This window comes from Bradyrhizobium forestalis (assembly GCF_002795245.1).
GTDB classification, from domain to species: Bacteria; Pseudomonadota; Alphaproteobacteria; order Rhizobiales; family Xanthobacteraceae; genus Bradyrhizobium; species Bradyrhizobium forestalis.
Genome location: NZ_PGVG01000050.1, coordinates 23,490 through 45,615 on the forward strand (window position 1 = coordinate 23,490; position 22,126 = coordinate 45,615).

Annotated in this window: 20 protein-coding genes; 14 read left to right on the forward strand and 6 right to left on the reverse strand. The window is 65.4% G+C overall.

Annotated elements, in window-relative coordinates; all coding sequences use genetic code 11:
* Positions 1–14: 14 nt before the first annotated feature.
* Positions 15–1,331, forward strand: coding sequence for an MFS transporter (locus tag CVM73_RS34450; RefSeq protein WP_245452509.1), 1,317 nt, complete (start codon positions 15–17; stop codon positions 1,329–1,331).
* 66 nt (positions 1,332–1,397) lie between these two features.
* On the opposite strand, the gene CVM73_RS34455 is transcribed toward CVM73_RS34450, so the two are convergent.
* Positions 1,398–4,082 (reverse strand): flavin-containing monooxygenase, encoded by a 2,685-nt coding sequence (locus CVM73_RS34455; protein ID WP_100236220.1) that lies wholly within the window; start codon positions 4,080–4,082, stop codon positions 1,398–1,400.
* Positions 4,083–4,272: 190 nt separating this feature from the next.
* Here CVM73_RS34455 and CVM73_RS34460 point away from each other — a divergent pair, with 190 nt between their 5' ends.
* Together CVM73_RS34460 and CVM73_RS34465 are read left to right on the forward strand one after the other, a co-directional pair.
* Positions 4,273–4,521: a hypothetical protein gene (locus CVM73_RS34460; RefSeq protein WP_100236221.1), complete on the forward strand. Its 249-nt coding sequence runs from the start codon at positions 4,273–4,275 to the stop codon at positions 4,519–4,521.
* A 75-nt stretch (positions 4,522–4,596) separates the two neighbouring features.
* Complete coding sequence (locus CVM73_RS34465) at positions 4,597–6,066, forward strand: carboxylesterase/lipase family protein (RefSeq protein ID WP_100236222.1); 1,470 nt, start codon at positions 4,597–4,599, stop codon at positions 6,064–6,066.
* A gap of 7 nt (positions 6,067–6,073) precedes the next feature.
* Here the strand turns inward: CVM73_RS34465 and CVM73_RS34470 are convergent, their stop codons facing one another.
* Entirely contained in the window at positions 6,074–6,253 is a 180-nt protein-coding gene (locus tag CVM73_RS34470; RefSeq protein WP_027572935.1) for a hypothetical protein, read from the reverse strand.
* A 156-nt stretch (positions 6,254–6,409) separates the two neighbouring features.
* Between CVM73_RS34470 and CVM73_RS34475 the strand changes: the two genes are divergently transcribed.
* The gene (locus CVM73_RS34475) at positions 6,410–7,204 is read left to right on the forward strand and encodes a DODA-type extradiol aromatic ring-opening family dioxygenase (RefSeq protein WP_100236237.1); all 795 of its coding nucleotides are present in this window, start codon (positions 6,410–6,412) and stop codon (positions 7,202–7,204) included.
* 255 nt (positions 7,205–7,459) lie between these two features.
* Here CVM73_RS34475 and CVM73_RS34480 read toward each other — a convergent pair whose 3' ends face one another.
* The 3 genes from CVM73_RS34480 to glgC form a co-directional block, all read right to left on the reverse strand.
* Complete coding sequence (locus CVM73_RS34480) at positions 7,460–7,720, reverse strand: SemiSWEET transporter (protein ID WP_100236223.1); 261 nt, start codon at positions 7,718–7,720, stop codon at positions 7,460–7,462.
* A gap of 64 nt (positions 7,721–7,784) precedes the next feature.
* Positions 7,785–9,242 (reverse strand): glycogen synthase GlgA, encoded by a 1,458-nt coding sequence (gene glgA / locus CVM73_RS34485; protein ID WP_100236224.1) that lies wholly within the window; start codon positions 9,240–9,242, stop codon positions 7,785–7,787.
* Complete coding sequence (gene glgC, locus CVM73_RS34490; RefSeq protein ID WP_100236238.1) at positions 9,239–10,501, reverse strand: glucose-1-phosphate adenylyltransferase; 1,263 nt, start codon at positions 10,499–10,501, stop codon at positions 9,239–9,241. Before glgC ends, glgA begins: the two co-directional genes overlap by 4 nt.
* 333 nt (positions 10,502–10,834) lie before the next feature.
* Here glgC and CVM73_RS34495 point away from each other — a divergent pair, with 333 nt between their 5' ends.
* Positions 10,835–11,269, forward strand: a complete 435-nt coding sequence (locus CVM73_RS34495) for a hypothetical protein (RefSeq protein ID WP_100236225.1) — start codon at positions 10,835–10,837, stop codon at positions 11,267–11,269.
* 123 nt (positions 11,270–11,392) lie between these two features.
* On the opposite strand, the gene CVM73_RS34500 is transcribed toward CVM73_RS34495, so the two are convergent.
* Entirely contained in the window at positions 11,393–12,373 is a 981-nt protein-coding gene (locus CVM73_RS34500) for an ABC transporter substrate-binding protein (protein ID WP_100236239.1), read from the reverse strand.
* A gap of 478 nt (positions 12,374–12,851) precedes the next feature.
* Here CVM73_RS34500 and CVM73_RS34505 point away from each other — a divergent pair, with 478 nt between their 5' ends.
* The 9 genes from CVM73_RS34505 to CVM73_RS34545 all read left to right on the forward strand — a co-directional run bounded on the left by CVM73_RS34505 (position 12,852) and on the right by CVM73_RS34545 (position 21,785).
* Positions 12,852–13,952, forward strand: coding sequence for an ABC transporter substrate-binding protein (locus tag CVM73_RS34505; RefSeq protein WP_100236226.1), 1,101 nt, complete (start codon positions 12,852–12,854; stop codon positions 13,950–13,952).
* Positions 13,930–14,952, forward strand: a complete 1,023-nt coding sequence (locus CVM73_RS34510) for an ABC transporter permease (protein ID WP_100236227.1) — start codon at positions 13,930–13,932, stop codon at positions 14,950–14,952. The genes CVM73_RS34505 and CVM73_RS34510 overlap by 23 nt, the downstream gene beginning before the upstream one ends.
* Positions 14,946–15,743: an ABC transporter ATP-binding protein gene (locus CVM73_RS34515; protein WP_100236228.1), complete on the forward strand. Its 798-nt coding sequence runs from the start codon at positions 14,946–14,948 to the stop codon at positions 15,741–15,743. Before CVM73_RS34510 ends, CVM73_RS34515 begins: the two co-directional genes overlap by 7 nt.
* Entirely contained in the window at positions 15,737–16,918 is a 1,182-nt protein-coding gene (locus CVM73_RS34520) for an acyl-CoA dehydrogenase family protein (RefSeq protein WP_100236229.1), read from the forward strand. Before CVM73_RS34515 ends, CVM73_RS34520 begins: the two co-directional genes overlap by 7 nt.
* Before the next feature lie 17 nt (positions 16,919–16,935).
* Positions 16,936–18,036, forward strand: coding sequence for an LLM class flavin-dependent oxidoreductase (locus CVM73_RS34525; protein ID WP_100236230.1), 1,101 nt, complete (start codon positions 16,936–16,938; stop codon positions 18,034–18,036).
* Entirely contained in the window at positions 18,033–18,971 is a 939-nt protein-coding gene (locus tag CVM73_RS34530) for an ABC transporter substrate-binding protein (protein ID WP_100236231.1), read from the forward strand. Before CVM73_RS34525 ends, CVM73_RS34530 begins: the two co-directional genes overlap by 4 nt.
* A gap of 333 nt (positions 18,972–19,304) precedes the next feature.
* Complete coding sequence (locus CVM73_RS34535; protein ID WP_100236232.1) at positions 19,305–20,150, forward strand: CmcJ/NvfI family oxidoreductase; 846 nt, start codon at positions 19,305–19,307, stop codon at positions 20,148–20,150.
* Between the two features lie 103 nt (positions 20,151–20,253).
* On the forward strand, positions 20,254–20,571 hold the full coding sequence (locus tag CVM73_RS34540; protein ID WP_100236233.1) for a septal ring lytic transglycosylase RlpA family protein: 318 nt from the start codon (positions 20,254–20,256) through the stop codon (positions 20,569–20,571).
* Between the two features lie 44 nt (positions 20,572–20,615).
* On the forward strand, positions 20,616–21,785 hold the full coding sequence (locus CVM73_RS34545; protein WP_100236234.1) for a Gfo/Idh/MocA family protein: 1,170 nt from the start codon (positions 20,616–20,618) through the stop codon (positions 21,783–21,785).
* Positions 21,786–22,126 lie beyond the last annotated feature (341 nt).

The window sequence follows — 22,126 nt, forward strand, 5'->3', positions numbered from 1 at the left end:
CGGCGGTGCTCGGCATGGCGGCCTTCTTGGTGCAATTCGACGTGACGGCAGTTGTCGTCGCAATGCCGGCCATGGCAGCCGAGCTTGGTTTTGGCGTCGCCGCCTATGCTTGGGTCATGGATGCCTACAGTCTGGCCTTTACTGGAGGGCTGCTGGCCGCCGGTGCGCTTGCCGACAGGTATGGACGACGACGTGCCCTGCTCGGCGGCAACATCGTGTTCCTGGTCGGCTCGATCGCTTGCGGCTTTGCGGCGGGAGGCCCAGTGCTGTGGGCAGCTCGTGCAGTTCAAGGCCTCGGTGCAGCATTCGTCATTGCCGGAGGCATTGCGCTGCTCGCCAGCACCTACACCCGGCCTGACGAGCGCGCCCGTGCATTCGCGCTGATGGGTGTGATCTCGGGTATGGCGATGGCTCTCGGGCCGACGCTCGGAGGGCTCGTTGCGACCTGGATCGGGTGGCGCTGGATTTTCCTGGCCAACATCCCGCTTTGTCTGCTCGCCATTCTAGCCGTCCCGCGGCTGGTCGCAGAATCGCGCGGTCCTGCCGATCGCCCGCTGGATTGGAGCGGCGTCATTCTACTCACGTTTGCCCTTGGTCTGGCGATCGAGAGCCTGCTGATGGGGCGTGCAGCACCGGTCCGGGTTGCGGTCGGTCTCGGGGCAAGTGTGTGTCTGCTCGCCACCTTTGCGATGCAGCAGCGGCGCCGGCCTGCGCCGATGTTCGACCCGGCTGTGTTTGGTCGACCGGTCATGATCGGAATTTCGTCGTTGCTGATTGCCGTCTCCATCGGATATTGGGCCGTCCTCGTCTACCTGCCGCCGTTCCTGGGTGCAGCGTTTGGCTGGACAGGCTCGTCGGTCGGCTTCGCATTGCTTTCGGCGACGCTGCCGATGCTTCTGCTGCCGCCCTATGGCGCCCGTTTGGCGAAACACTGGGGCTGGCGCCGGCTGTTCGCGACCGCGATGCTGGTGCTGCTGGTGGGCAATCTCACTTTGATGCTGGTCGCGAGTGGCTGGCTCCCGGACACTGGAGTTATTCTCGCCGCGGCGGCGACCGGGATGCTGTTGATAGGGCTTGGCGCGGTGCTGGCGCACCCGCAACTATCGGGTGCTGTCGTCGCGTTGGTGCCTCCGGACCAAACCGGCATGGCCTCGGCAGTGACTGTGGTCATGCGCCAGGGCGGCTTTGCACTGGGCATCGCGACGCTCGGTGCAACGCTGCCGTACGACGCCACGGCTGCCAGCTACGCATGGCCCTGGCTTCTTGCCGCTCTCGCATCCGCAGGCGGCCTGATCGCGGCCTCGATGTTGTTGCCGGACTACCAGCCCTAGCTGCAGCTGACAATGCAGGTCGGCTGGCGCCGTCGTGAGAATGGCTCCCGGGGGGTCCGTCGCCGTTCAACTCGCGGCGGCCGCGATTCTGTGCCCCGGACTGGCATATCCGTCGCTGCTCTCATCGCCGCGACTGACCTCCGGCAGCCCGGCAAAGCGCCGCAAGGCTCCGGCCATCTGCACCCGGCCGGGCGCGCCGGTGATCACCACGTCGACCATGGTGAAGGACGAGTGGAAATGGCCGCGCGCCCTGAGCTGCTCGACCGGGACGCCGGCAGCCGCCATCGCCTCGGCATAGGCAACGCCTTCGTCGCGCAACGGATCGAACTCACAGGTGACGACGAAGGCCGGCGGCAGGCTCGCGACCTTGCCACGGAGCGGCGAAACGCGCGGGTCGGTGCGGTCCGCCGGCGAGCAGTAGAGGTCCCAGAACCAGTACATCAGCGAGCGCGTCAGGAAATAGGCGGTCCCATTGTCGTTGTAGGAGGGCCGATCGAAGCTGCAGTCGGTGACCGGGCATATCAGGAGCTGGCCGGCGATATCGGGCCCGCCGCGGTCGCGCGCGAGCTGGCAGGTGACGGCGGCGATGTTGCCGCCGGCGCTCCAGCCTGCCACCTGCACCGGGCCCGGTCTGCCGCCGAGCTCTGCGGCGTGCTCGGCGATCCAGCGTGTGGCCGCATAACCGTCTTCCGCGGCAGCCGGGAAGCGATGCTCCGGCGCGTGGCGGTAGCCGACGCTGACGAACATCATGCCGGTCCGCCGCACCATGTCGCGGCAGAACGGCTCGTCCGACTGCTCGTCGCCGAGCACCCAGCCGCCGCCGTGGAAATAGACCACGACCGGATGTGGTCCCGGCGTTGCCGGCTTGTAGACACGGTAGGGCAGCGGCCCGCCGGCGCCGGGCAGGGTGCCGTCGACGATCTCGCCGATCGGCCGTCCTGCCGGCCGGCTCTTGTTGAACTCGCCCACGAAGGCGCGCGCGCCTTCCGCGCCCATCGACTCGATCGGCGGCAGGTTGAGCGAGGCGAGCAGGTTGAGCACCAGCCGCACGTCGGGCTGCAGGCGCACCACCTCGCCGTCGTTGCACTGCGCGGCGCCATCAGGGCCGGTGAGCCTGAAGCCGAGCATGCCGCGACTGACCACCTCGTCGCAGATGCTGCGATAAGGGCCGACGCCGCCGGTATAGGGCATCAGGCCCTGCACCTTGCCGGGCACGTTGGCGCCCGTGTACCAGGTGTTGGCGAGCCGGTGCAGCGTCAGCATCGAGCAGTCGGCCATGTGCCGGCCCCAGCCCGCCTGCGCCGTCTCGGTCGGCTCGATCGTGGTGAAGCCAGCCTCGCGCAATGCGGCCAGCCTGTCGACCACCCAGTCGGCATGCTGCTCGATCGACACCGCCATGTTCGACAGCACAGACGGGCTGCCGGGGCCGGTGATCACGAAGAAGTTCGGGAAGCCCTCGACCGTGAGCCCGAGATAGGTCTGCGGCCCTTGCGCCCAGACGTCGGAGAGCGACCTGCCGCCGCGCCCGGTGATCGGATGCACGGCGCGGATCGCACCGGTCATCGCGTCGAAGCCGGTCGCGAACACGATGACGTCGACCTCGAAGCTGCGGCCGTTCGTGGAGATGCCGCTCGCCGTGATCGCCTTGATCGGCTCCTGGCGCAGATTGACCAGCGTGACGTTCGGACGGTTGTAGGTGGCGTAGTAATTGGTGTCGAGACAGGGACGCTTGGCGCCGAAGGGATGGTCATGCGGCGTCAGTGCCGCGGCGGTTTCAGGGTCCCTGACGGCGGCGCGGATCTTTTCGCGGATCAGGTCCTGGACGACCTTGTTGCCGTCGACGTCGACGGCCTGGTCGGCCCAGAGCTGCGTCAAGATGTGGACGAGGTCGCCGGCTGCCCAGGCCCGTTCGAACCGTTCACGACGCTCGGCATCGCTCAATTGCCAGCTCACGACCGTCTGCTGCGGATAGGGCACCCCGGCCATCGACTGGCGCGCCTGCTCGCGATAGGCGGCGCGATCGCCCTGCAGCAGGCTCATGCGGTCCGACGGCGCCGGGCCGTTATGCGCGGGCAGTGCGAAGTTCGGCGTGCGCTGGAACACAGTCAGATGCGCGGCCTGTTCGGCGATCAGCGGGATTGACTGGATCGCCGACGAGCCCGTGCCGATTACGGCGACGCGTTTTCCCGCGAGATCGACGCCGTCATGTGGCCAGCGCCCGGTGAAATAGACGTCGCCTTTGAAGTCCTTGACGCCATCGATCTCCGGCGGCTTGGGTGCGGAGAGACAGCCGGTGGCCATGATGTAATGGCGGCAGGAGACCGGTGCGCCATTGTCGGTGGTGATGAGCCAGCGCTCGGACGCCTCGTCCCATCGGGCTTCGGTGACCTTGGTCTTGAAACGGATGTCGCGCCTGAGATCGTAGCGGTCGGCGACGAAGCCGAGGTAGCGCAGGATCTCGGGCTGGGTCGCGTATTTCTCCGACCAGGTCCACGCCGCCTCAAGCTCGGGATCGAACGTATAGCTGTAGTCGATGGTCTGGATGTCGCAGCGCGCGCCCGGATAACGGTTCCAGTACCAGGTGCCGCCGACATCGCCGGCCTCTTCGAGGCCGACCGTCGAAAAGCCAGCCTTGCGCAGGCGGTGGAGAAGATAGAGGCCGGCAAATCCGGCGCCGACCAGGGCGACATCGACCTGCTGAGCGGTTCCGCGCTCGTCGGAGGCACGTGTGGCAACCATCGCGTCAGACATGGCATTCCTCCCGTGTGTTTTGTTTTGCCGGCAGGCTATCGCCGCAGGTTCAGCTTGTCATTACAGCAAGTGCAATCCCCGGTGGTCGTTTGCGGCGGCATCGTGACCGCGCGAATGTTGCGGCACCACACGCACCGCGATGCACAATGGCCGTGATAGCCCGGGGTAATCAGACCGCATCCTTCTGTGTATGCTTGCGCTTACAAGCCACGCGTACCGGCTGGGCGTCATGATTGAGTTGAGTGAGCGCACCAAAGCGAACATGGATGTCGTCCTCGAGGAGACGTGCCGGCAACTGCCGTATGGCGGCGATCATGACAGCCGCAGGTTCATCGCCGAGCGCCTGATCGAGGCGGCGCAGTCCGGCCACTCCACCCTCGGCGAGCTCGGCATCATCGCGCGGCGCGCGCTGGCGGAGCTGAAGGGCAAAGGCAGCTAGGCGCGGGCGCGAGGCTTGCTTCGCTGACGGCTCTGGACATAACCTGCCCGGACCCTCCATCGAGACCTTTCGAAGATGCGGTCCTTGCTTGCACTTGTTGCGGCTTCCGCACTCCTGTGTTGCGCACGATCGGCCGTGGCTCAGCCGGTCGGGCAGTTTCCATTCGCGTTGACGCGTGAAGGGCAGATGCTCGGTGCCGTGGAAGGCGAGGTGGCGTCCTTCAAGGGACTGGCTTACGCGGCGCCGCCGGTCGGCGCGCTGCGCTGGCGCCCGCCGCAGCCGACGGACGAGAGCTCGGAGATGCACACCGCCTATGAGTATGGCGCGCCGTGCCTTCAGCCGGCGCTGCCGGAGGCGAGCGAAGATTGCCTGACGCTGAACGTGTTCCGTCCTTTCGGGGTCGACGGCCCATTGCCGGTGATGGTGTTCATCCATGGCGGCGCCTTCGTCTCGGGCACAGCGAACGATCCACTGTTCGATGGCGCCAAGCTGGCGCAGGCGGGCCTCATCGTGGTCACCATGAATTATCGCCTCGGCGCGCTCGGCTGGCTCGTGCATTCCGCGCTGTCGGACGGCGGCTCCGGAAATGTCGGCCTGATGGACCAGATCGCCGCGCTGCATTGGGTGCGCGACAATATCGCGGCCTTCGGCGGCGATCCGAACAACGTCACCTTGTTCGGCAGCGATGCTGGCGCGACGTCGATCGCGCTGCTGATGCTGTCTGCGCAGGCGCGCGATCTCTTCCAGAAAGCCATTCTGCAATCTCTGCCCGGCCGCGCGCGCCTGCGCTCAGTGCAGGAGGCGGAGGCCGTGGGCCGGCAGTTCGTGGCCGCGCTTGGGCCGAAGACAGATTTGCGTTCAGCCGAGCCGCGGCGCCTGCTGGCCGCCGAAAAACAATTGCTGGAGAAATCGCCGCGCAGCTTCGCGCCGATGATGGATGGACCTCTGGTGACCGAGGACCTTGCCCCAGGTTTCGCGGCCGGACATCAAAGCCGCATTCCCTTGATCATCGGCTCGAACGACGACGAGACCGGCTTGGAGAACGAGTCCGACATCAGGGAGGAGCTTGCGCCGTCCGGCATTGCCAGCGACGAACTACGCAAGCTTTATCCCGATCTCGCCAGACCTTCGGATCTCGCGGCAAGGTTCTACACCGACAAGGTCTTCTCGGAGCCGGTGCGACTGCTGGCCCGCCTGCACGCGGCAATCGGCGCGCCGACCTTTCGCTACCGCTTCGCCTATGTGCCGGAGGCCCGGCGCACGAATCCGGAAGGCGGCCACGGGCGGGAGCTGCAATTCATCTTCGGTGCGGAGGGCGTACCCGGTGCAGGCATCTTGTCGCGACGCGATCGTGCGGTCGCAATCCGCATGCGCGCCTACTGGATCAATTTCGCCAGGAGCGGCGATCCCAATGGTCCCGACCTGCCGCGCTGGGACGCGGCGGGCGGTGATCGCCTGCTGCTGATCACGAACGATCGCATCGCGAGCGGAGACGATCCGTTCGCGGAGCGGCTCGATCGGCTCGCAGGTGAGGGCAGGAAATGAGTTGGATTTAAGCCGCGAGCTCGACGCGCGGCGCCGGGCTCAGCCGGTCTTCCTCCAGATAGTCGATCGCGCCGTCCTTCTCGACGGCATAGAACTGCTGGCCTTCCCTGGACTTGAAGGCAGCGCGAACGACACCGCGGCGGCCCTTGTCACTGTTGACGACGTCCCCCAGCGCAAACTTCCTCATCTCACGTCTCACTTGTCCTCAGGCCGACTGCTTCGGCCACACCGGAGATTCTGAGCGGCAAATCGTTAACGACTTGCTAACCATGCTGCTTTGCCTATGCTCACCGCAGATCGTGCGGACAGCTCGCACGCGCTTGTTGTCAACGAGACCAGCCCCATGACGCGATTTCCGACCCTCTTCCTGTCGCATGGCGGCGGCCCCTGGCCCTTCATGGAGGACAGGCGGGTGCAATATGCCAAGACCGCCGAGGCGTTCGGCCGTCTGCCGCAGCTCTTGCCCGCGAGGCCGAAGGCCGTGCTCGTCATCACCGGACATTGGGAGGCCGACGCCTTCACCGTGTCCACCTCGCCGCATCCGCCGATGGTCTACGACTATTACGGTTTCCCCGAGCATACCTATCACCTCAAATATCCCGCGCCGGGCAAGCCGGAGCTCGCCGCGCAAGTGAAGGCACTGCTCATGCGCGCCGGTCTCGATTGCCGGGAGGATCCCAACCAGGGTTTTGATCACGGCACGTTCGTTCCGCTCGGGCTGATGTATCCGAACGCCGACATGCCGATCGTGCTGCTCTCGCTGAAGTCGAGCTATGATGCGGCCGAGCACGTCAAGGTGGGGCAGGCGATCGCACCCTTGCGCGACGAAGGCATTCTGATCGTCGGCAGCGGCCTGACCTATCACAACATGCGCGGCTTCAACCGGCCGGAGTCGAAGCCTGTCTCGTATGATTTCGAGGCCTATCTGAACGAGGCGATCAGCAGCCCGGATGCGGCGCGCCGCAACGCGATGCTGGTCGATTGGGAGAACGCTCCCAGCGCCCGCCTGGCGCATCCGCGCGAGGATCATCTGCTGCCGCTGATGGTGGCGGCCGGCGCCGCCGGCAGCGACGCCGGACGCCGCGTCTTCGTCGACGAGGTCGCGAATGTGGCGATGGCGTCGTACGTGTTTGGATAGCGACCTCTCCTTGCACGCGGCCGGGCTATCGCATTTGAGGCAGCTTCCTCGCGGCACATCCTTCGAGACGCCCGCCGTTGGCGGGCCCTCAGGATGAGGGCGGAGTGCGCAGCCGCAGTTTCAAAGCACACCGACGCAGTCGAGCCTCATCCTGAGGGACTGCGAAGCGGTCGTCTCGAAGGACGAGGCGCTTGCTCCGTCGTCGCCGGGAAGCATATGCGATTGCCCTGCCGCACGCGAGGAGGAGGAAAAGCCTCACCCGTATTTCAGCTTCATGAACAGGATGCCGCCAGCGAGCACCATGGTGACGGCGTTGGCGGCGACCAGCGGGACGTCGCCAGAGAGCAGGCCGTAGACGAGCCAGAGCGCGAGGCCGAGCACCATCACCAGGAACATGCCGAGCGAGATGTCTCCCGTGGAGCGGGTCTTCCACACCTTGATGGCTTGCGGCGCGTAAGCCGCGGTGGTGCAGGTGGCGGCGGCAAAGCCGATCAACTTGATCACGAACGGTTCCATGCGCGCTCTATAGCATGGATTCGACGACGGCCATGCCTTCAGCCTTTTCCGTTCCGAAAATGCGCTACGCCCGGCGCGCCGCCATGAGATCGCGATAGAGCGCGGCATAATCGCCGGCGCGGTTGCGCCAGGAGACGTCGGTGGCAAGGCCGCTGCGTTGCAGCCGGCGCCAGGTCAGCTTGTCGTGGAAGGCGATGTTGGCCTTGCGCAGCGTGCCGGCGAGGGCATCCGCCGTCACGGGGCCGAACTTGAATCCCGTGGCGTCGCGGCCGGATGTGTCGGCCTCGCCGATATCGACGATGGTGTCTTCGAGGCCGCCGACGCGGGAGACGATCGGCACGGCGCCATAGCGCAGCGCGCAGAGCTGGGTCAGGCCGCACGGCTCGAACCGCGAGGGCACGATCAAGGCGTCCGAGCCGGCCTGGATCAGATGCGCCAGGATCTCGTCATAACCGATCACGACGCCGATCCGGCCGGGATTCGCGCGCGCGGCGGCCTGGTAGCCCTCCTGCAGATCGCGCTCGCCGCTGCCGAGCAGTGCGAGCTGCATGCCTTCGCGCAGGATGGTCGGAATGGCCTCGAGCAGGAGATCGAGCCCCTTCTGCCACGACAGCCGGCTGATGACGCCGAGCAGCGGTGCTTCGTCGGAGGAATCGAGGTTGAACTGCCGCTGCAGCACCGCCTTGTTCGCGGCGCGGAACGTCAGGTCCTCGGCGCCGAAGCGGTAGGCGATGTGCGGATCCTGCTGCGGATTCCACACCGATATGTCGATGCCATTGAGAATGCCGCTCAGCACGCCCGAACGTTCACGCAGCAGACCGCCGAGCCCCATGCCGCCTTCGTCGCTCTGGATTTCCTTCGCGTAGGTCGGCGATACCGTGGTGATGCGATCGGCGAATCGCAGGCCGGCCTTCAAGAAGCTGATGCCGCCGAAATATTCCAGGGCCTGAACGTTGAACGAGTCCGAGGGCAGGCCGATTGATCCGATCAGCTCGGGGGCGAACTTGCCCTGATAGGCCATGTTGTGAATGGTCATCACGGTGCCGGGCCGCGGACGATCGTCGTAGTGCAGATAGGCCGGCGCGAGCCCCGCCTGCCAATCATGGGCGTGCACGATGTCGGGCACGAAGGCCGGCACGAGGCTATGGCCGATATCGGCGGCGATGCGCGACAGCGCTGCGAAGCGCACGCCGTTGTCCGGCCAGTCGATGCCCTCGGTGGTGACATAGGGGTTGCCCGGGCGGGCATAGAGATGCGGCACGTCGAGCACGAACAGATCGAGTCCGTCATGGGAGCCCGCCAGCAGCCGCCCGGGGCCGCCGAAATAATCCGGCCAGCGCCGGAGCTCCTCTGCGCCTGACACCAGACGCATCACGTCGGGATATCCGGGCATCAAGGTGCGCATCTCGACGCCATGCGCCTTCAGCGCAGCCGGCAGCGCACCGGCGACATCCGCAAGGCCGCCGGTCTTGACGAGGGGATAGACTTCAGAAGCGACCGCGAGGACGCGAACAGACGTCATGTATTGAGCCTGTCGATCATCGGCTGGGTGATCAGCGAGATGCCCTGCTCGGTGGTGCGGAAGCGCTTCCCGTCGAACTCGGGATCCTCGCCGACGACGAGCCCCTCCGGAATCTCGACGCCGCGGTCGATCACGACGTTGCTCAGGCGAGCGCCGCGGCCGACATTCACATAGGGCATGATCACGGCGTTCTCGACATTGGCGTAGGAGTTGATGCGCACGCCGGTGAACAGCAACGAGCGGCGCAGCGAGGCGCCGGAGATGATGCAGCCGCCGGAGACCAGGGAGCTCACCGCCTGACCGCGCCGGCTCTCCTCGTCATGGACGAATTTCGCCGGCGGCGTTATCTCGGCATAGGACCAGATCGGCCAGGCGCGGTCGAACAGGTCGAGCTCGGGCACCACGTCGGTGAGGTCGATATTGGCGGCCCAATAGGCGTCGACCGTGCCGACGTCGCGCCAATAGGCGCGGGTGTCGCTGCCGGAGCGGACGCAGGAGGTCGAGTACTGGTGCGCCATCGCGCGGCCGTTCTTGACGATGTAGGGGATGATGTCCCTGCCGAAATCGTGGTTCGAGTTCGGGTCCTCGGCGTCGCGCTTGAGCTGGTCGAACAGGAATTTCGCGTCGAACACGTAGATGCCCATGCTGGCGAGCGAGACGTCCGGCTTGCCCGGCATCGGCGGCGGATCTTTCGGTTTCTCCAGGAATTGCTGGATCCAGCCGTTCTCGTCGATATGCATGATGCCGAAGCCCGAGGATTCCGCCCGCGGCATCTCGAGGCAGCCGACGGTGACGTCGGCGCCGCTCTCGACGTGCTGGCGCAGCATCACCTCGTAGTCCATTTTATAGATGTGGTCGCCGGCCAGCACCACGATGAAGCGGCAGGCGTGGGATTCGATGATGTCGATGTTCTGGTACACCGCGTCCGCCGTGCCGACATACCACATGGTCTCGGAGACACGCTGGCTGGCGGGGAGGATGTCAAAACTCTCGTTGCGTTCGGGACGGAAGAAATTCCAGCCCATCTGGAGATGCCGGATCAGGCTGTGCGCCTTGTATTGGGTTGCGACCGCGATGCGGCGGATGCCGGAGTTCACCGCATTCGACAGCGCGAAATCGATGATGCGGGATTTGCCGCCGAAATAGACTGCCGGCTTGGCGCGCCGGTCGGTCAGCTCCAGCAGCCGGCTGCCGCGTCCTCCGGCCAGGACGAACGCCAGTGCCTGACGGGCAAGCGGCTCGGGTCTCGCGGCATTCATGTCATCCTCCCACAACCCTGGCGCTCGCGAGAAGCCTCCCGGCCGCGCACATTGGAACCGATAGTAACGGCACGAATAGTAAATCGTGAAGGTGGTTGTTGGTTGCGAATGCACCGGAAGCTTAATGCCTTGCCGGGTGTTCGGGCCTCAGGCGCCGTCGCACGGGTGTCACAGGCGACGAAGTCGTCAATCCTCGCCGGGCACCGGTTCATCAATCGGAGACATGCGTCTTGTGCAGTGCACGCAAATTCCAGGCTTTGACTTGGCGCAAGGATGCCCGATCATGACGCTGCGATCCTTCTCCAAGCGAAAGGTCAGACAGGGAGTACGACGATGAGGATCTGGAAGACGGCAATTGCCTGTTCGCTGGCCGGCGCGGTCATGGCGGCCCAGATCGGGCAGGCCACGGCGGGCCCGATGCCGACGAACGTCGCGACGATGAAGGCTGCGGCCGGCGACGACGTCGCGCAGGTGCATTGGCGCGGCGGCGGATGGGGCTGGGGTCTTGGTGGTCTCGCGGCCGGTGCGATCATCGGCGGTGCCATCGCGGCCGGCGCCCCTTACGGCTACGGCTATTATGGCGGACCGTACTATGGCGGCTATGGTTATCCGGGGTACGGCTATGGTTATGCCCCGGCCTATTACGGCTATGGCTACGGGCCGTCCTATGCCTATCCGCGATACTATCGGCCTTATCGTCCGTATTACAGCTATGGCTATTACCGGCCGTACCGGGTTTATCACCGTCGCTACTACAGATATTGGTGAGACCGCGCGGCTAGAACGAGAGCCACACGATCAGGCTCATGCATGCGAAATGCATGAGCACGATCGTGGCGAGATGCAGCGGGCCGGGCTTGAGGCGAGGTGCGCGCATCCCGCCGCCTCCACCTAGTTCGATCCTGCGGCCGCAGCCGTGAAGCTGCGGTCGAGGGCTTTGCTGACGTCGATCTTCTTTGGCAGGATTGCGTAGCGCGTCGAGCGGTCCGAGGCTTCCTGCACCTCCTTGACCACGCTCTCGTCGATCACGATCGGGCTGGTGCGCTGCGCGGTGTAGGCTGACAGCAGTACGTCTTCGGGCAGCTTGGTCAGCTCGGCCGTGTTCCTGGCATATTCCGGAAGGTGATCCAGCGACCACAGCCGCGCCTTGTTCAGCCGCTGCACCAGATCCTGCACCGCCGCGCGTTTGGTGGCGATGGCGTTGTCGGAGGCGACGATGAAGGTAATGGTCGGTGTCAGGCCCTCGCCGTCGGCGATCACGCGGGCCTTGTCTTTCAACGTCGCGAACGAGACGTAGGGCTCCCACACCGCCCAGGCGTCGATCGAGCCGGCGACCAGGGCGATCTTGGCATCGACCGGGCCGAGCGGCGCGAAGGTCGCATCCTCCAGCCTGATCTGTGCCTTCTCCAATGTCGCGTTGATCAGGAACTGGCCCCAGCCGCCGCGCGTGCCGGCAAGCCGCTTGCCCCTGAGGTCGGCAGCCGATTTGATCGGCGAATCCTGACGCACGAGGATGGCCTGCGTCTTGGCGTCCGACCTGGTTCCGCCGATCGCCTTGATCGGTGCGCCCGCCGCATAGACCGAGAGGAAGGAGAGGTCGCCGGTGTAGCCGACGTCGAGCGCGCCGGCGTTGAGCGCTTCCAGGATCGGCGCGGCCGCGGGGAATTCCGACCATTCGATCTTGTAGGGCAGGTCCTTCGCATAGCCTGAGATCTCCAGCAGCGAACGGTTGCCGCCTTTCTGGTCGCCGACGCGCAGCACGACGGTGTCGGCGGCAAAGGACGCGGCGGCCGTCGACAAGGTGATGGCGGCGGCGAGCAGCGATGCGGCGAGCCGTCGGGTGATGGAATGGTCGTGAGAGATGATGCTCATTGGATCCGTCTTGTTGCTTGGCTCATGAGGCGTGAGCGAAAGATGCAGCGGGACGATCAAGTCTATGAGCGCGCGATACGCAGTCAATGAAATGGCAAACCGTATTGCGAATGCGATGAGCAAGGACGTTTCAACGAACCGGTGCTTTCGAGAACGCGCGGCGCGCACGGTGGAAAGATGCACACGGATGGAGCAAGCGAGGGGCGAGCGGCGCGCTCTGCACGTCGATGCATCTGCAAAAATCCTTTCATCGTTCCCGCGCGCGCCGATGGAGAGAATGACTTCGCTCCGCACCACATTCGAAATTCCATTTCATTGACGATGCCGCGAACGCGCCGCATGATTTGCGCATCGCATCAACGCGGCGCGAGAAGCGCCGGCGGGAAAATTTTCTCTCAACGCAGCTCCGTACGGAACATGCGCAACGCGAACCGTTGCGCAAATGGCGGAGCCGTGCCAGCGCAGGAGCCAGGGGCCGATGACCAACGACAACAAGCGCAGCGGATCGACATTCGACCGGCGCCATCTGCTGCAGGCGGGGCTTGCCGCCGCCTTCGCGGCGCCGCTCGGTGCGCTCGGGGCGCAGGCCTTCGCACCGCGCGGGATCGCGCCCGGCGTCGACCTCTCGGAGTTTCCGCTGTGCCGCACCGCCTCCGACGCGCCTGCGCTCACCGGCGCGCCGCGCAAGCTGAAACTGTCGTGGAATGCCGGCGCCGTCTGTCTCGCGCCGGTGCCGGTCGCGATCGAGCACGGCTTCTTCCAGAAGCACAATCTGGACGTCGAGCTCGTCAATTATTCCGGCTCGACCGACCAGCTGCTCGAGGCGATCGCGACGGGCAAGAGCGATGCCGGGCTCGGCATGGCGCTGCGTTGGCTGAAGCCGCTGGAGCAGGGGTTTGATGTCAAGATCGCCGCGGGCACCCATGGCGGCTGCATGCGCGTGCTTTCGCGCACCGACTCCGGCGTCAGCAAGCTTGCCGACCTCAAGGGCAAGATCGTCGCGGTCGGCGATCTCGCGGGGCCCGACAAGAACTTCTTCTCGATCCAGCTCGCCAAGCTCGGTATCGATCCGGTCAGGGATGTCGACTGGCGCGCCTATCCCGGCAATCTGCTCAACGTCGCCGTCGAGAAGGGCGAGGTGCAGGCGTTCCTCTCGTCAGACCCGCTCGCTTATCTCTGGCTCAAGGACACGCAATACAAGGAAGTCGCATCCAATCTCGACGGAGAGTACCGCGAAAAGAGCTGCTGCATCCTCGGCCTGCGCGGCAGCCTGGTGCGCGAAGAGCCGCAGGTCGCACGTGCCATCACCCAGGCGCTGCTCGATGCCGCGATGTTCACCTCGCAGAACTCCGCGGTCGCCGCAAAATCGTTCCAGCCCTACGCGCCCAAGGCGGCGACGCTCGCCGACATCGAGGGCATGGTGCGCTACCACACCCACCATCATCATCCCGTCGGCGATGTGCTCAAGCGCGAGCTCAAGGCCTATGCGGACGATCTCAAGAGCGTGCAGGTGTTCAAGCCGAGCACCGACACGGCCAAATTCGCGGAGCGCATCTATGTCGACGTATTCGCTGTCTGACGGCCTTGCCTCCGGCGCGCCGCGCTCCTCGCGCGCGCCGCTGCTTGCGACCTGGATCCGGGACTCCGGCGCCGGCGTTCTCGCCAGCATCGCCTGGATCGCCTTCGGCCTGTCTTGCCTGTGGTGGGCGGACGTCGGCGACTGGTCGCGCACGCACTCGCTCGGCATTGCCGCCTTCGTCATCGCGGCGATCGCGCTGTTCGGAACCGTCGGCGCCGACTATCTCGGGGCGGCGGGACAAGCGTTGCACAAGCGGGCGCCGTGGCTGGTCGCGCTCGGTGCGTTCCTGACGGTTTGGGAGGTTGCGACCGCAAAATTCGCCTGGCTGCCACTGCCATTCTTTCCGCCGCCGCAGGCGATCATCGATGTCTATACCGACGATCTGCCAAAACTGCTCGACAGCGTCTTTGCCTCGATCAAGCTGCAGCTTGGCGGCTATCTGATCGGCGTCGCGATCGGCTTCCTGACCGGCGTCTCGATCGGCTGGTCGCGCGCGGTCGGCTATTGGGTGCATCCGGTGCTGCGCTTTATCGGTCCGCTACCAGCGACCGCCTGGCTGCCGATCGCCTTTTTCACGTTTCCCTCGAGCTGGAGCGCCTCGACGTTCCTGATTGCGCTGGCGACGGGCTTTCCCGTCACCGTGCTGACCTGGTCGGGCGTCGCGAGCGTCAGCAACGCCTATTACGATGTTGCGCGCACGCTCGGCGCAAAACCGTCCTTCCTGGTTCTGAAGGTCGCAATCCCCGCGGCGTTGCCGCACGTCTTCGTCGGGCTGTTCATGGGGCTGGGCTCGTCCTTCGCCGTGCTCGTCGTCGCCGAGATGATCGGCGTCAAGGCCGGGCTCGGCTGGTACCTGCAATGGGCGCAGGGCTGGGCCGCCTACGCCAACATGTATGCGGCGTTGATCGTGATGTCGCTGCTCTGCTCCGGCGCGATCACGCTGCTGTTTTCGATCCGCGATCGCCTCCTGGTCTGGCAGAAGGGGACCGTCAAATGGTAGCCACAGCTCTTGCTGAAGCGGTCATGCATCCGGCGGCGGGCGCCGCGCTCGACATCGAGCAGGTCAGCCACGCCTTCGACATCGACGGGACCGAGCTGCCGGTGCTCAGCGACGTCAGCATCTCGGTTGAGCCCGGCGAATTCGTCGCGCTGCTTGGGCCGTCCGGCTGCGGCAAATCGACCTTGCTGCGGCTGGTCGCTGGCCTCGACAAGCCCAAGGCGGGGAGATTGCGGGAGGACGAGGCGCGCATTCGAAACCCGCATCCCTCGCGCGTCGTCGTGTTCCAGGATCCGACCCTGTTTCCCTGGCGGTCGGTCTGGGACAACGTCGCCCTGGGCCTCGAGGCCCAGGGCATTTTGAAGAGCCAGCGTCACCGCGTCGACGCCGCGCTCGATCTCGTCGGGCTGTCGTCGTTCCGCAACGCCTATCCGCACCAGCTCTCCGGCGGCATGGCGCAGCGCGTCGCGTTGGCGCGGGCGCTGGTGAACGATCCAAAAATCCTGATCCTCGACGAGCCGCTGGGAAAGCTGGACTCGCTGACCCGCATCACCATGCAGGCCGAGTTGGTCTCGCTGTGGCAGCGCAAGGGGTTCACCACGCTCCTGGTCACGCATGACGCCGAGGAGGCGCTCGTGCTGGCCAACCGCGTCATCGTGTTCAGCGAGCGCCCCGCGCGCGTGAAGGCTGACATCCGCGTGGACCGTCCATATCCGCGCCATCGCGGAGATCCATATCTCGCCGATCTGCGCCGCCAGATCCTCGGCCTGTTGGGGCTGGACGCCACATGGTAACCTCTGCAGCCAAGGGTCGCACGGCTCGCAGCGAATCCGACTACATCGCGCGCGCCGAGGCGCTGGCCGAGGTCTTCGCCGCGCGCGCAGCCGAGCACGACCGTACCGGCAGCTTTCCCCTCGAGAATTTTCGCGAACTGTCCGAGGCGGGCCTGCTGTCGCTGACGGTGCCGGCGGTCCATGGCGGCGGCGGAGCGGGCGCGCGCTACGCCGCGCGCGTCCTCGGTATCGTCGGCAAGGCCGATGCGTCGACCGCGCTGGTGCTGTCGATGCACTACATCAATCATCTCGTCATGGCGCGCAGCCCGACCTGGCCGGCGCGGCAGGCGCGCAAGCTCGCGCATGAGAGCGTCGAAGGCCTTGCGCTCGTCAACGCGCTGCGCGTCGAGCCGGAGCTCGGCTCGCCGTCGCGCGGCGGCCTGCCGGCGACGATCGCGCGACGTACCGACACCGGCTGGCGTCTCACCGGCCACAAGATCTATTCGACGGGGGCGCCGATCCTGAAATGGTACCTGGTCTGGACGCGGACGGACGAGGCCGAGCCGCGCGTCGGACAGTTCCTCGTGCCGGCGGGCCTGCCGGGCACGCGCATCGTCGAGACCTGGGACCATCATGGCCTGCGCGCCAGCGGCAGCCACGACGTCATCTTCGACGACGTCGTGATCCCGCTCGATGCCGAGATCGACGTGCGCAAGCCGGCGGACTGGCGCACGCTCGACGCCACGCAGGCGACCGTCCACACGGTGTTCGTCGCCGCGATCTACGATGGCGTCGCCCGCGCCGCGCGCGACTGGCTGATCACGTTCCTGAAGCAGCGCGTTCCTGCCGGCCTCGGTGCGCCACTCGCGACCTTAGCCCGCGCGCAGGAGATCCTCGGTGCCATCGAGGCGCGGCTCACGGTCAATGCACGGTTGATCGACACGTTCGCCCGCGATTTCGATGACGGTGTCGATCTCTCCAGCGGCGAGTCCAACGTGATCAAGCTGACGGTCACCAACAACGCGGTGGGCGTGGTCGAAGATGCCTTGTCGCTGACGGGCAATCACGGCCTGTCTCGTACCAATCCGCTGGAGCGGCATTATCGCGACGTGCTGTGCGGGCGCGTGCACACCCCGCAGGACGATTCCACGCGCATCGGCCTCGGCCATGCCGCATTGAGCCTCCAGCCTTTCTGAAAAACAGGGGGACGATCATGTCGATCGAGTTCATCGGCTTCATCAGCAACAACAATTCGTCCGAGACCATCGTCCGCGAAGGGGCGGTCCTCGATCCCACCCACATCGAGACGGTGGCGAAGGCGCACGAGAACGCCGGCTTCGATCGGGCGCTGCTGGCGTTTCATTCGACGACGCCCGATGCGCTCCAGGTCGCGCAACACGTGCTCAACCACACTGAGAGGCTCAATGTGCTGATCGCGCAGCGGCCCGGCTTCACCGCGCCGACGCTGCTGGCGCGGCAGTTCGCCGTGCTCGACCAGTTTTCACGCGGCAGGGTCGCGCTCCATGTCATCACCGGCGGCAACGCCACCGAGCTCCGGCAGGACGGCAACACGCTCGACGACAAGGACGAGCGCTATGCCCGCACCTCCGAATTCCTCGATGTGCTCAAGCTGGAGTGGGTCAGCGACAAGCCGTTCAGCTACAAGGGCAGGTATTACCAGGTCGAGAATGCTTTCTCGCAGGTGAAGCCGTATCGCCCGGAGGGCATCCGCGTCTATTTCGGCGGCGCCTCGGATGCGGCGATCGACGTCGCCGGCAAGCACGCCGACACGTTTGCGCTGTGGGGCGAATCCTATGCGCAGGTGCGCGATGTCACCTCGCGCGTGCACAACGCGGCGGTGAGGCAGGGCCGGCCGACGCCGAGCTTCAGTCTCTCAGTGCGGCCGATCATTGCCCCGACCGAAAAGCAGGCCTGGGAAAAGGCAGAAGATATTCTGGCGTGCGCCACCGCGCTGCAGGACAAGACCGGCTATCGCAAGCCCGCCGACGGCCATGCCACCGCCGGTGCGCGGCGCCTGCTCGCCCTCGCCGACCAGGGCAGCCGGATCGACAAGCGGCTCTGGACCAAGATCGCAAAGCTCACCGGCGCCAACAGCAACACCACCGCGCTGGTCGGAACACCCGAGCAGGTCGCCGAAGTCTTCGGCGATTATTACGACCTCGGCATCAGCCATTTCCTGATCCGCGGCTTCGATCCCCTGATTGACGCCATCGAATATGGCCGGGAGCTGATCCCGCTGACGCGCGAGCTGGTCGCCAAGCGCCGGGCGGTTCGCGGAGAGGCCGCGGAATGATCCGCCTCATGCTGGCCGGTGCGCTGCTGTTCGGCTCGTTCGAGCTGGCGGCAGCGCAAACCACCTTGCGCGTCGGCGACCAGAAGGGCAATGCGCAGGCCGTGATGGAAGCGGCCAGCGTGCTCAAGGACGTGCCTTACAAGATCGAGTGGAAGGAATTTCCGGCAGCAGCTCCGCTGCTGGAGGCGCTGAGCGCCGGTGCGATTGAGACCGGGCTCGTCGGCGACGCGCCCTTCACCTTCGCCGCCGCCTCCGGCGCACCGGTGAAGGCGATCGCCGCCATCCGGCAGACGCGCGAGGGGCTCGCCATCCTCGTGCCGGAGAATTCTCCGATCAAGAGCGTTGCCGATCTGCGCGGCAAGAAGATCGCAACCGGCCGCGGCTCGATCGGCCATCAGCTGATCCTCGCTGCGCTGGAGAAGAACGGCTGGAGTGCGAGCGACGTGCAGATCGCGTTCCTGGCGCCTTCGGATGCCAAGATCGCCTACACGCAAGGCTCGGTCGATGCATGGTCGACCTGGGAGCCGTATGTGAGCCAGGAGGAGGTGCTGTTCAAGTCGCGCCGCATCATCACCTCGGAAGGCCTGACACCGGGTCTGAGCTTCCAGGTCGCAAGGCCCGACGCTATCAGAGACAAGCGTGCCGAGCTGGCCGACTTCATCCGGCGTCTCACCGCGGCGCGGGCGTGGTCGCTGAACAATGTCGACAGCTACGCCGCGACCTGGGGCAGGCTGATGAACATCCCGACCGCCGTGCCGCAGAACTGGCTCTCGCGCGCCAAGATCCGCATTGCGCCGATCGATGACGGCGTGGTCGCGGACGAGCAGAGCACGATCGACCTCTATTTCCGCTGGGGGCTGATCAAGCAGAAGCTCGATGCGGCCGAGATCGTCGATCGCTCGTTCGCGGACGCAATTGCCAAGGCGGGGTTGTAGCGTACCCTCTCGTGTCCCGGACGCGGCGCAGCGTGTAACGCTGCTCCGCAGAGCCGGGACCCATGCCGCGCAGATTGCTCTCGGTGAGATGGGCCGCGGCTCTGCAGCGCATCGCTGAAGGAGCGCTGCGCTGCGTCCGGGGCACGAGACCTCACAAACTCATCAAGCGCCTGTGAGGTGAGGAGGAGGTTTCCAGCGCAAACGCTATCCTCGAAACGATCCTTCTATGTTCCTCAGCGCTGACAACACCCCTATTGCTATTTGCACCACCTCCCTTGCGCCACGTCGCATCCCCGCAGAAATCAATTCGACGACCACATCGGGAGACCGGCCATGTGCCTGCAAGAAACAAAAATCGAGTCGCTTCCCTTCGTCACCGCCGAACTCAATTATCTCGCGCCTGTTACGGGCAAGCCGCGCACCTACGCCTTCGATCCGCCGCCGGGCGAGCCCAAGAGCACGTCGCTGCCGGAGCCGCATCAGGTGCCGATCTTCGATGCGCGGCTGATCGCCAAGAATTTCTCTCTCGATCGTGAAGGCTTTGCGCTGGTGCGCCATCCAACGCAGGTCAAGGACTTCTACAACGACGAGGAGGTGAGGGCAGTCTACTACCCCGCTGTCGAAGCCTTCCTGCGCGCGACGCTGAAGGCCGATCGCGTCGTCATTTTCGACCATACCGTGCGCAAGCGCGTCGATGGCGCCGCCGACATTCGTGGTGAAGGCCCGCGCCAGCCGGCGACACGCGTGCACGTCGACCAGACCGCCGTCTCTGGAGCCAACCGCGTGCGCGAGCACTTGCCTGATGAAGCCGAAGAGTTGCTGAGGGGGCGCGTGCAGGTGATCAATCTGTGGCGGCCGATCCGCGGCCCGTTGCGCGATTCACCGCTCGCAATGGCCGACGGCACGACGGTTGCGCCCGACGATCTCGTGGCTTCGGATCTGATCTATCCCAACCGCCGCGGCGAGACCTATTCGGTGAAGTACAATCCGAACCATCGTTGGTTCTATGTCCCGGAGATGACGCCGGACGAGGCGCTGCTGCTCAAATGCTACGATTCCGCAACCGACGGCCGCACTCGCTTCGGGCCGCACACTGCCTTCGTCGATCCGACCACGCCGGCCGATGCGGCGCCCCGCGAAAGCATCGAGGTTCGCACGCTGGTGTTTCACAAACAGTAACAATCTTTGATGGAACGGGCGGGCGCAGCCCGCCAGTTCCGGGAACTCCGGGGAACAAGCGACGTTTGCAGCGCCGGGGCAGGGCCAACCGGGGAGCGGTGCCGTGCGAGCACAGCCGACGCTATTCTTTTGTTGTCTGACCGTTTTCTCGCTTTCTGTTTTTTCTGTTGCACATGCCGAAAGCGGGCTTGCCTCCTATTACGGATATGGAAAGGCCGGCAGGGGCGGGGAAATGACCTGCGCCCACCGTACGCGCCCGTTCGGCAGCGTGCTCAAGGTGTCCTATAGCGGTCGCACGATCCAGTGCCGCGTCAATGATCGCGGCCCCTTCATCCGCGGCCGCATCGTCGATCTCTCGGTGCCTGCCGCCCGCGCGCTTGGCATGATGAGCGACGGCGTGGTGCGGGTCTCGGTGGATTAGGCCTCCGAGCGCGCTATAGTGCCGCCCAAAAGCAAGGGGGCGCTATGGCCAGGATCAGGGTGGGACTCGTCGGCTGCGGCTTCGTGTCGGAGCTGCACATGTATGCGTTCCGGCGCGTCTATGGCGTGGATGTCGAGGTGGCGGCCGTTGCGGCGCGTGGTGACCACGTCGTTGCATTCGCTGATCGACACAACATCCCGCGCGTCTATCGCAGCTTCGCCGATCTGATCGCTGACGCCGATCTCGACGTCGTCGACATCTGCACCCCGCCCAATCTTCATGCCGGGATGATCGTCGGCGCGATGCAGGCCGGCAAGCATGTGATCTGCGAAAAGCCCTTCGCCGGCTATTTCGGCCGCGAGCGCGATCAGCAGCCGATCGGCAAGCACGTGCCGAAGGCGCTGATGTATGAGCGCGTGATCGAAGAGATGGACAAGACCCGGGCCGCGATCGAGCGCACGGATAAGCTCTTCATGTATGCCGAGGACTGGATCTATGCGCCGGCGGTGACCAAGACCGCGGAGATCATCAAGGCGACCAAGGACAAGATCCTGTTCATGAAGGGCGAGGAGAGCCATTCCGGCTCGCACGCCGCGCACGCGGCGCAATGGGCGATGACCGGCGGCGGCTCGCTGATCCGGATGGGATGTCATCCGCTCTCGGCCGTGCTGTATCTGAAACAGGTCGAAGCCAGCGCGCGGGGCGAGAGCATCCGCGTCGCCAGCGTCACTTGCGACGTCGGCAACGTCACTGCCGTGCTCAAGCCGGAGGAGCGCGCCTACATCAAGGCCAATCCCGTCGATGTCGAGGACTGGGGCACGCTCACCGCCACCTTCTCCGACGGCACCAAGGCCACCGTGCTCTCCGGCGACATGATCATGGGCGGCGTGCGCAACCTGATCGAGACCTATACGTCAGGCGGCTCGCTGTTCGCCAACATCACCCCGAACACGCATCTGATGAGCTATCAGACCAGCGAGGAGAAGCTCGCGGGCGTCTACATCACCGAGAAAGTCGACCGCAAGACCGGCTGGCAATATGTCTGCCTCGAAGAGGAATGGACGCGCGGCTATCTGCAAGAGATCCAGGATTTCATGGAATGTGTCGCGACCGGACGACAGCCACTGTCGGACCTGGCGCTCGCGTATGAGACGATCAAGGTGAACTACGCGGGGTATTGGGCGGCGGAGGAGGGGAGACGGGTGGCGTTGTAGGGGGTGTGCTCTTGCCGCAGGCACGCTGCAATCCTTCTCCCCTTGTGGGAGAAGGTGGCATAGGCGGCCTTCGGCCGCCGTTCTTAAGAACGCCGAAGCGAAGCTTCGGCTATGGCGCCGGATGAGGGGTTTTCTCCGCGCGCTCGCTGAGAGTTGGACTCGCGGATAGAACCCCTCACCCGGCTTCGCTCTGCGAAGCCACCCTCTCCCACAAGGGCTAGCTTGGGCACAGATCTCTTGCATTGCATGAATCGCGTGTGATTCTGTGTAGGCCGTCGTGATTCTAGCAGCGGAGCGATGGCGGAGATGGATATCGGCTATTTCGGCGACGAGCGTCTTAA

Coding starts and splice junctions, on each gene's coding strand:
- CVM73_RS34450 (WP_245452509.1), top strand. CDS start 15: ATGGCGGCCTTCTTGGTGCAATTCGACGTGACGGCAGTTGTCGTCGCA.
- CVM73_RS34455 (WP_100236220.1), bottom strand. CDS start 4,082: ATGTCTGACGCGATGGTTGCCACACGTGCCTCCGACGAGCGCGGAACC.
- CVM73_RS34460 (WP_100236221.1), top strand. CDS start 4,273: ATGCTTGCGCTTACAAGCCACGCGTACCGGCTGGGCGTCATGATTGAG.
- CVM73_RS34465 (WP_100236222.1), top strand. CDS start 4,597: ATGCGGTCCTTGCTTGCACTTGTTGCGGCTTCCGCACTCCTGTGTTGC.
- CVM73_RS34470 (WP_027572935.1), bottom strand. CDS start 6,253: ATGAGGAAGTTTGCGCTGGGGGACGTCGTCAACAGTGACAAGGGCCGC.
- CVM73_RS34475 (WP_100236237.1), top strand. CDS start 6,410: ATGACGCGATTTCCGACCCTCTTCCTGTCGCATGGCGGCGGCCCCTGG.
- CVM73_RS34480 (WP_100236223.1), bottom strand. CDS start 7,720: ATGGAACCGTTCGTGATCAAGTTGATCGGCTTTGCCGCCGCCACCTGC.
- glgA (WP_100236224.1), bottom strand. CDS start 9,242: ATGACGTCTGTTCGCGTCCTCGCGGTCGCTTCTGAAGTCTATCCCCTC.
- glgC (WP_100236238.1), bottom strand. CDS start 10,501: ATGAATGCCGCGAGACCCGAGCCGCTTGCCCGTCAGGCACTGGCGTTC.
- CVM73_RS34495 (WP_100236225.1), top strand. CDS start 10,835: ATGAGGATCTGGAAGACGGCAATTGCCTGTTCGCTGGCCGGCGCGGTC.
- CVM73_RS34500 (WP_100236239.1), bottom strand. CDS start 12,373: ATGAGCATCATCTCTCACGACCATTCCATCACCCGACGGCTCGCCGCA.
- CVM73_RS34505 (WP_100236226.1), top strand. CDS start 12,852: ATGACCAACGACAACAAGCGCAGCGGATCGACATTCGACCGGCGCCAT.
- CVM73_RS34510 (WP_100236227.1), top strand. CDS start 13,930: ATGTCGACGTATTCGCTGTCTGACGGCCTTGCCTCCGGCGCGCCGCGC.
- CVM73_RS34515 (WP_100236228.1), top strand. CDS start 14,946: ATGGTAGCCACAGCTCTTGCTGAAGCGGTCATGCATCCGGCGGCGGGC.
- CVM73_RS34520 (WP_100236229.1), top strand. CDS start 15,737: ATGGTAACCTCTGCAGCCAAGGGTCGCACGGCTCGCAGCGAATCCGAC.
- CVM73_RS34525 (WP_100236230.1), top strand. CDS start 16,936: ATGTCGATCGAGTTCATCGGCTTCATCAGCAACAACAATTCGTCCGAG.
- CVM73_RS34530 (WP_100236231.1), top strand. CDS start 18,033: ATGATCCGCCTCATGCTGGCCGGTGCGCTGCTGTTCGGCTCGTTCGAG.
- CVM73_RS34535 (WP_100236232.1), top strand. CDS start 19,305: ATGTGCCTGCAAGAAACAAAAATCGAGTCGCTTCCCTTCGTCACCGCC.
- CVM73_RS34545 (WP_100236234.1), top strand. CDS start 20,616: ATGGCCAGGATCAGGGTGGGACTCGTCGGCTGCGGCTTCGTGTCGGAG.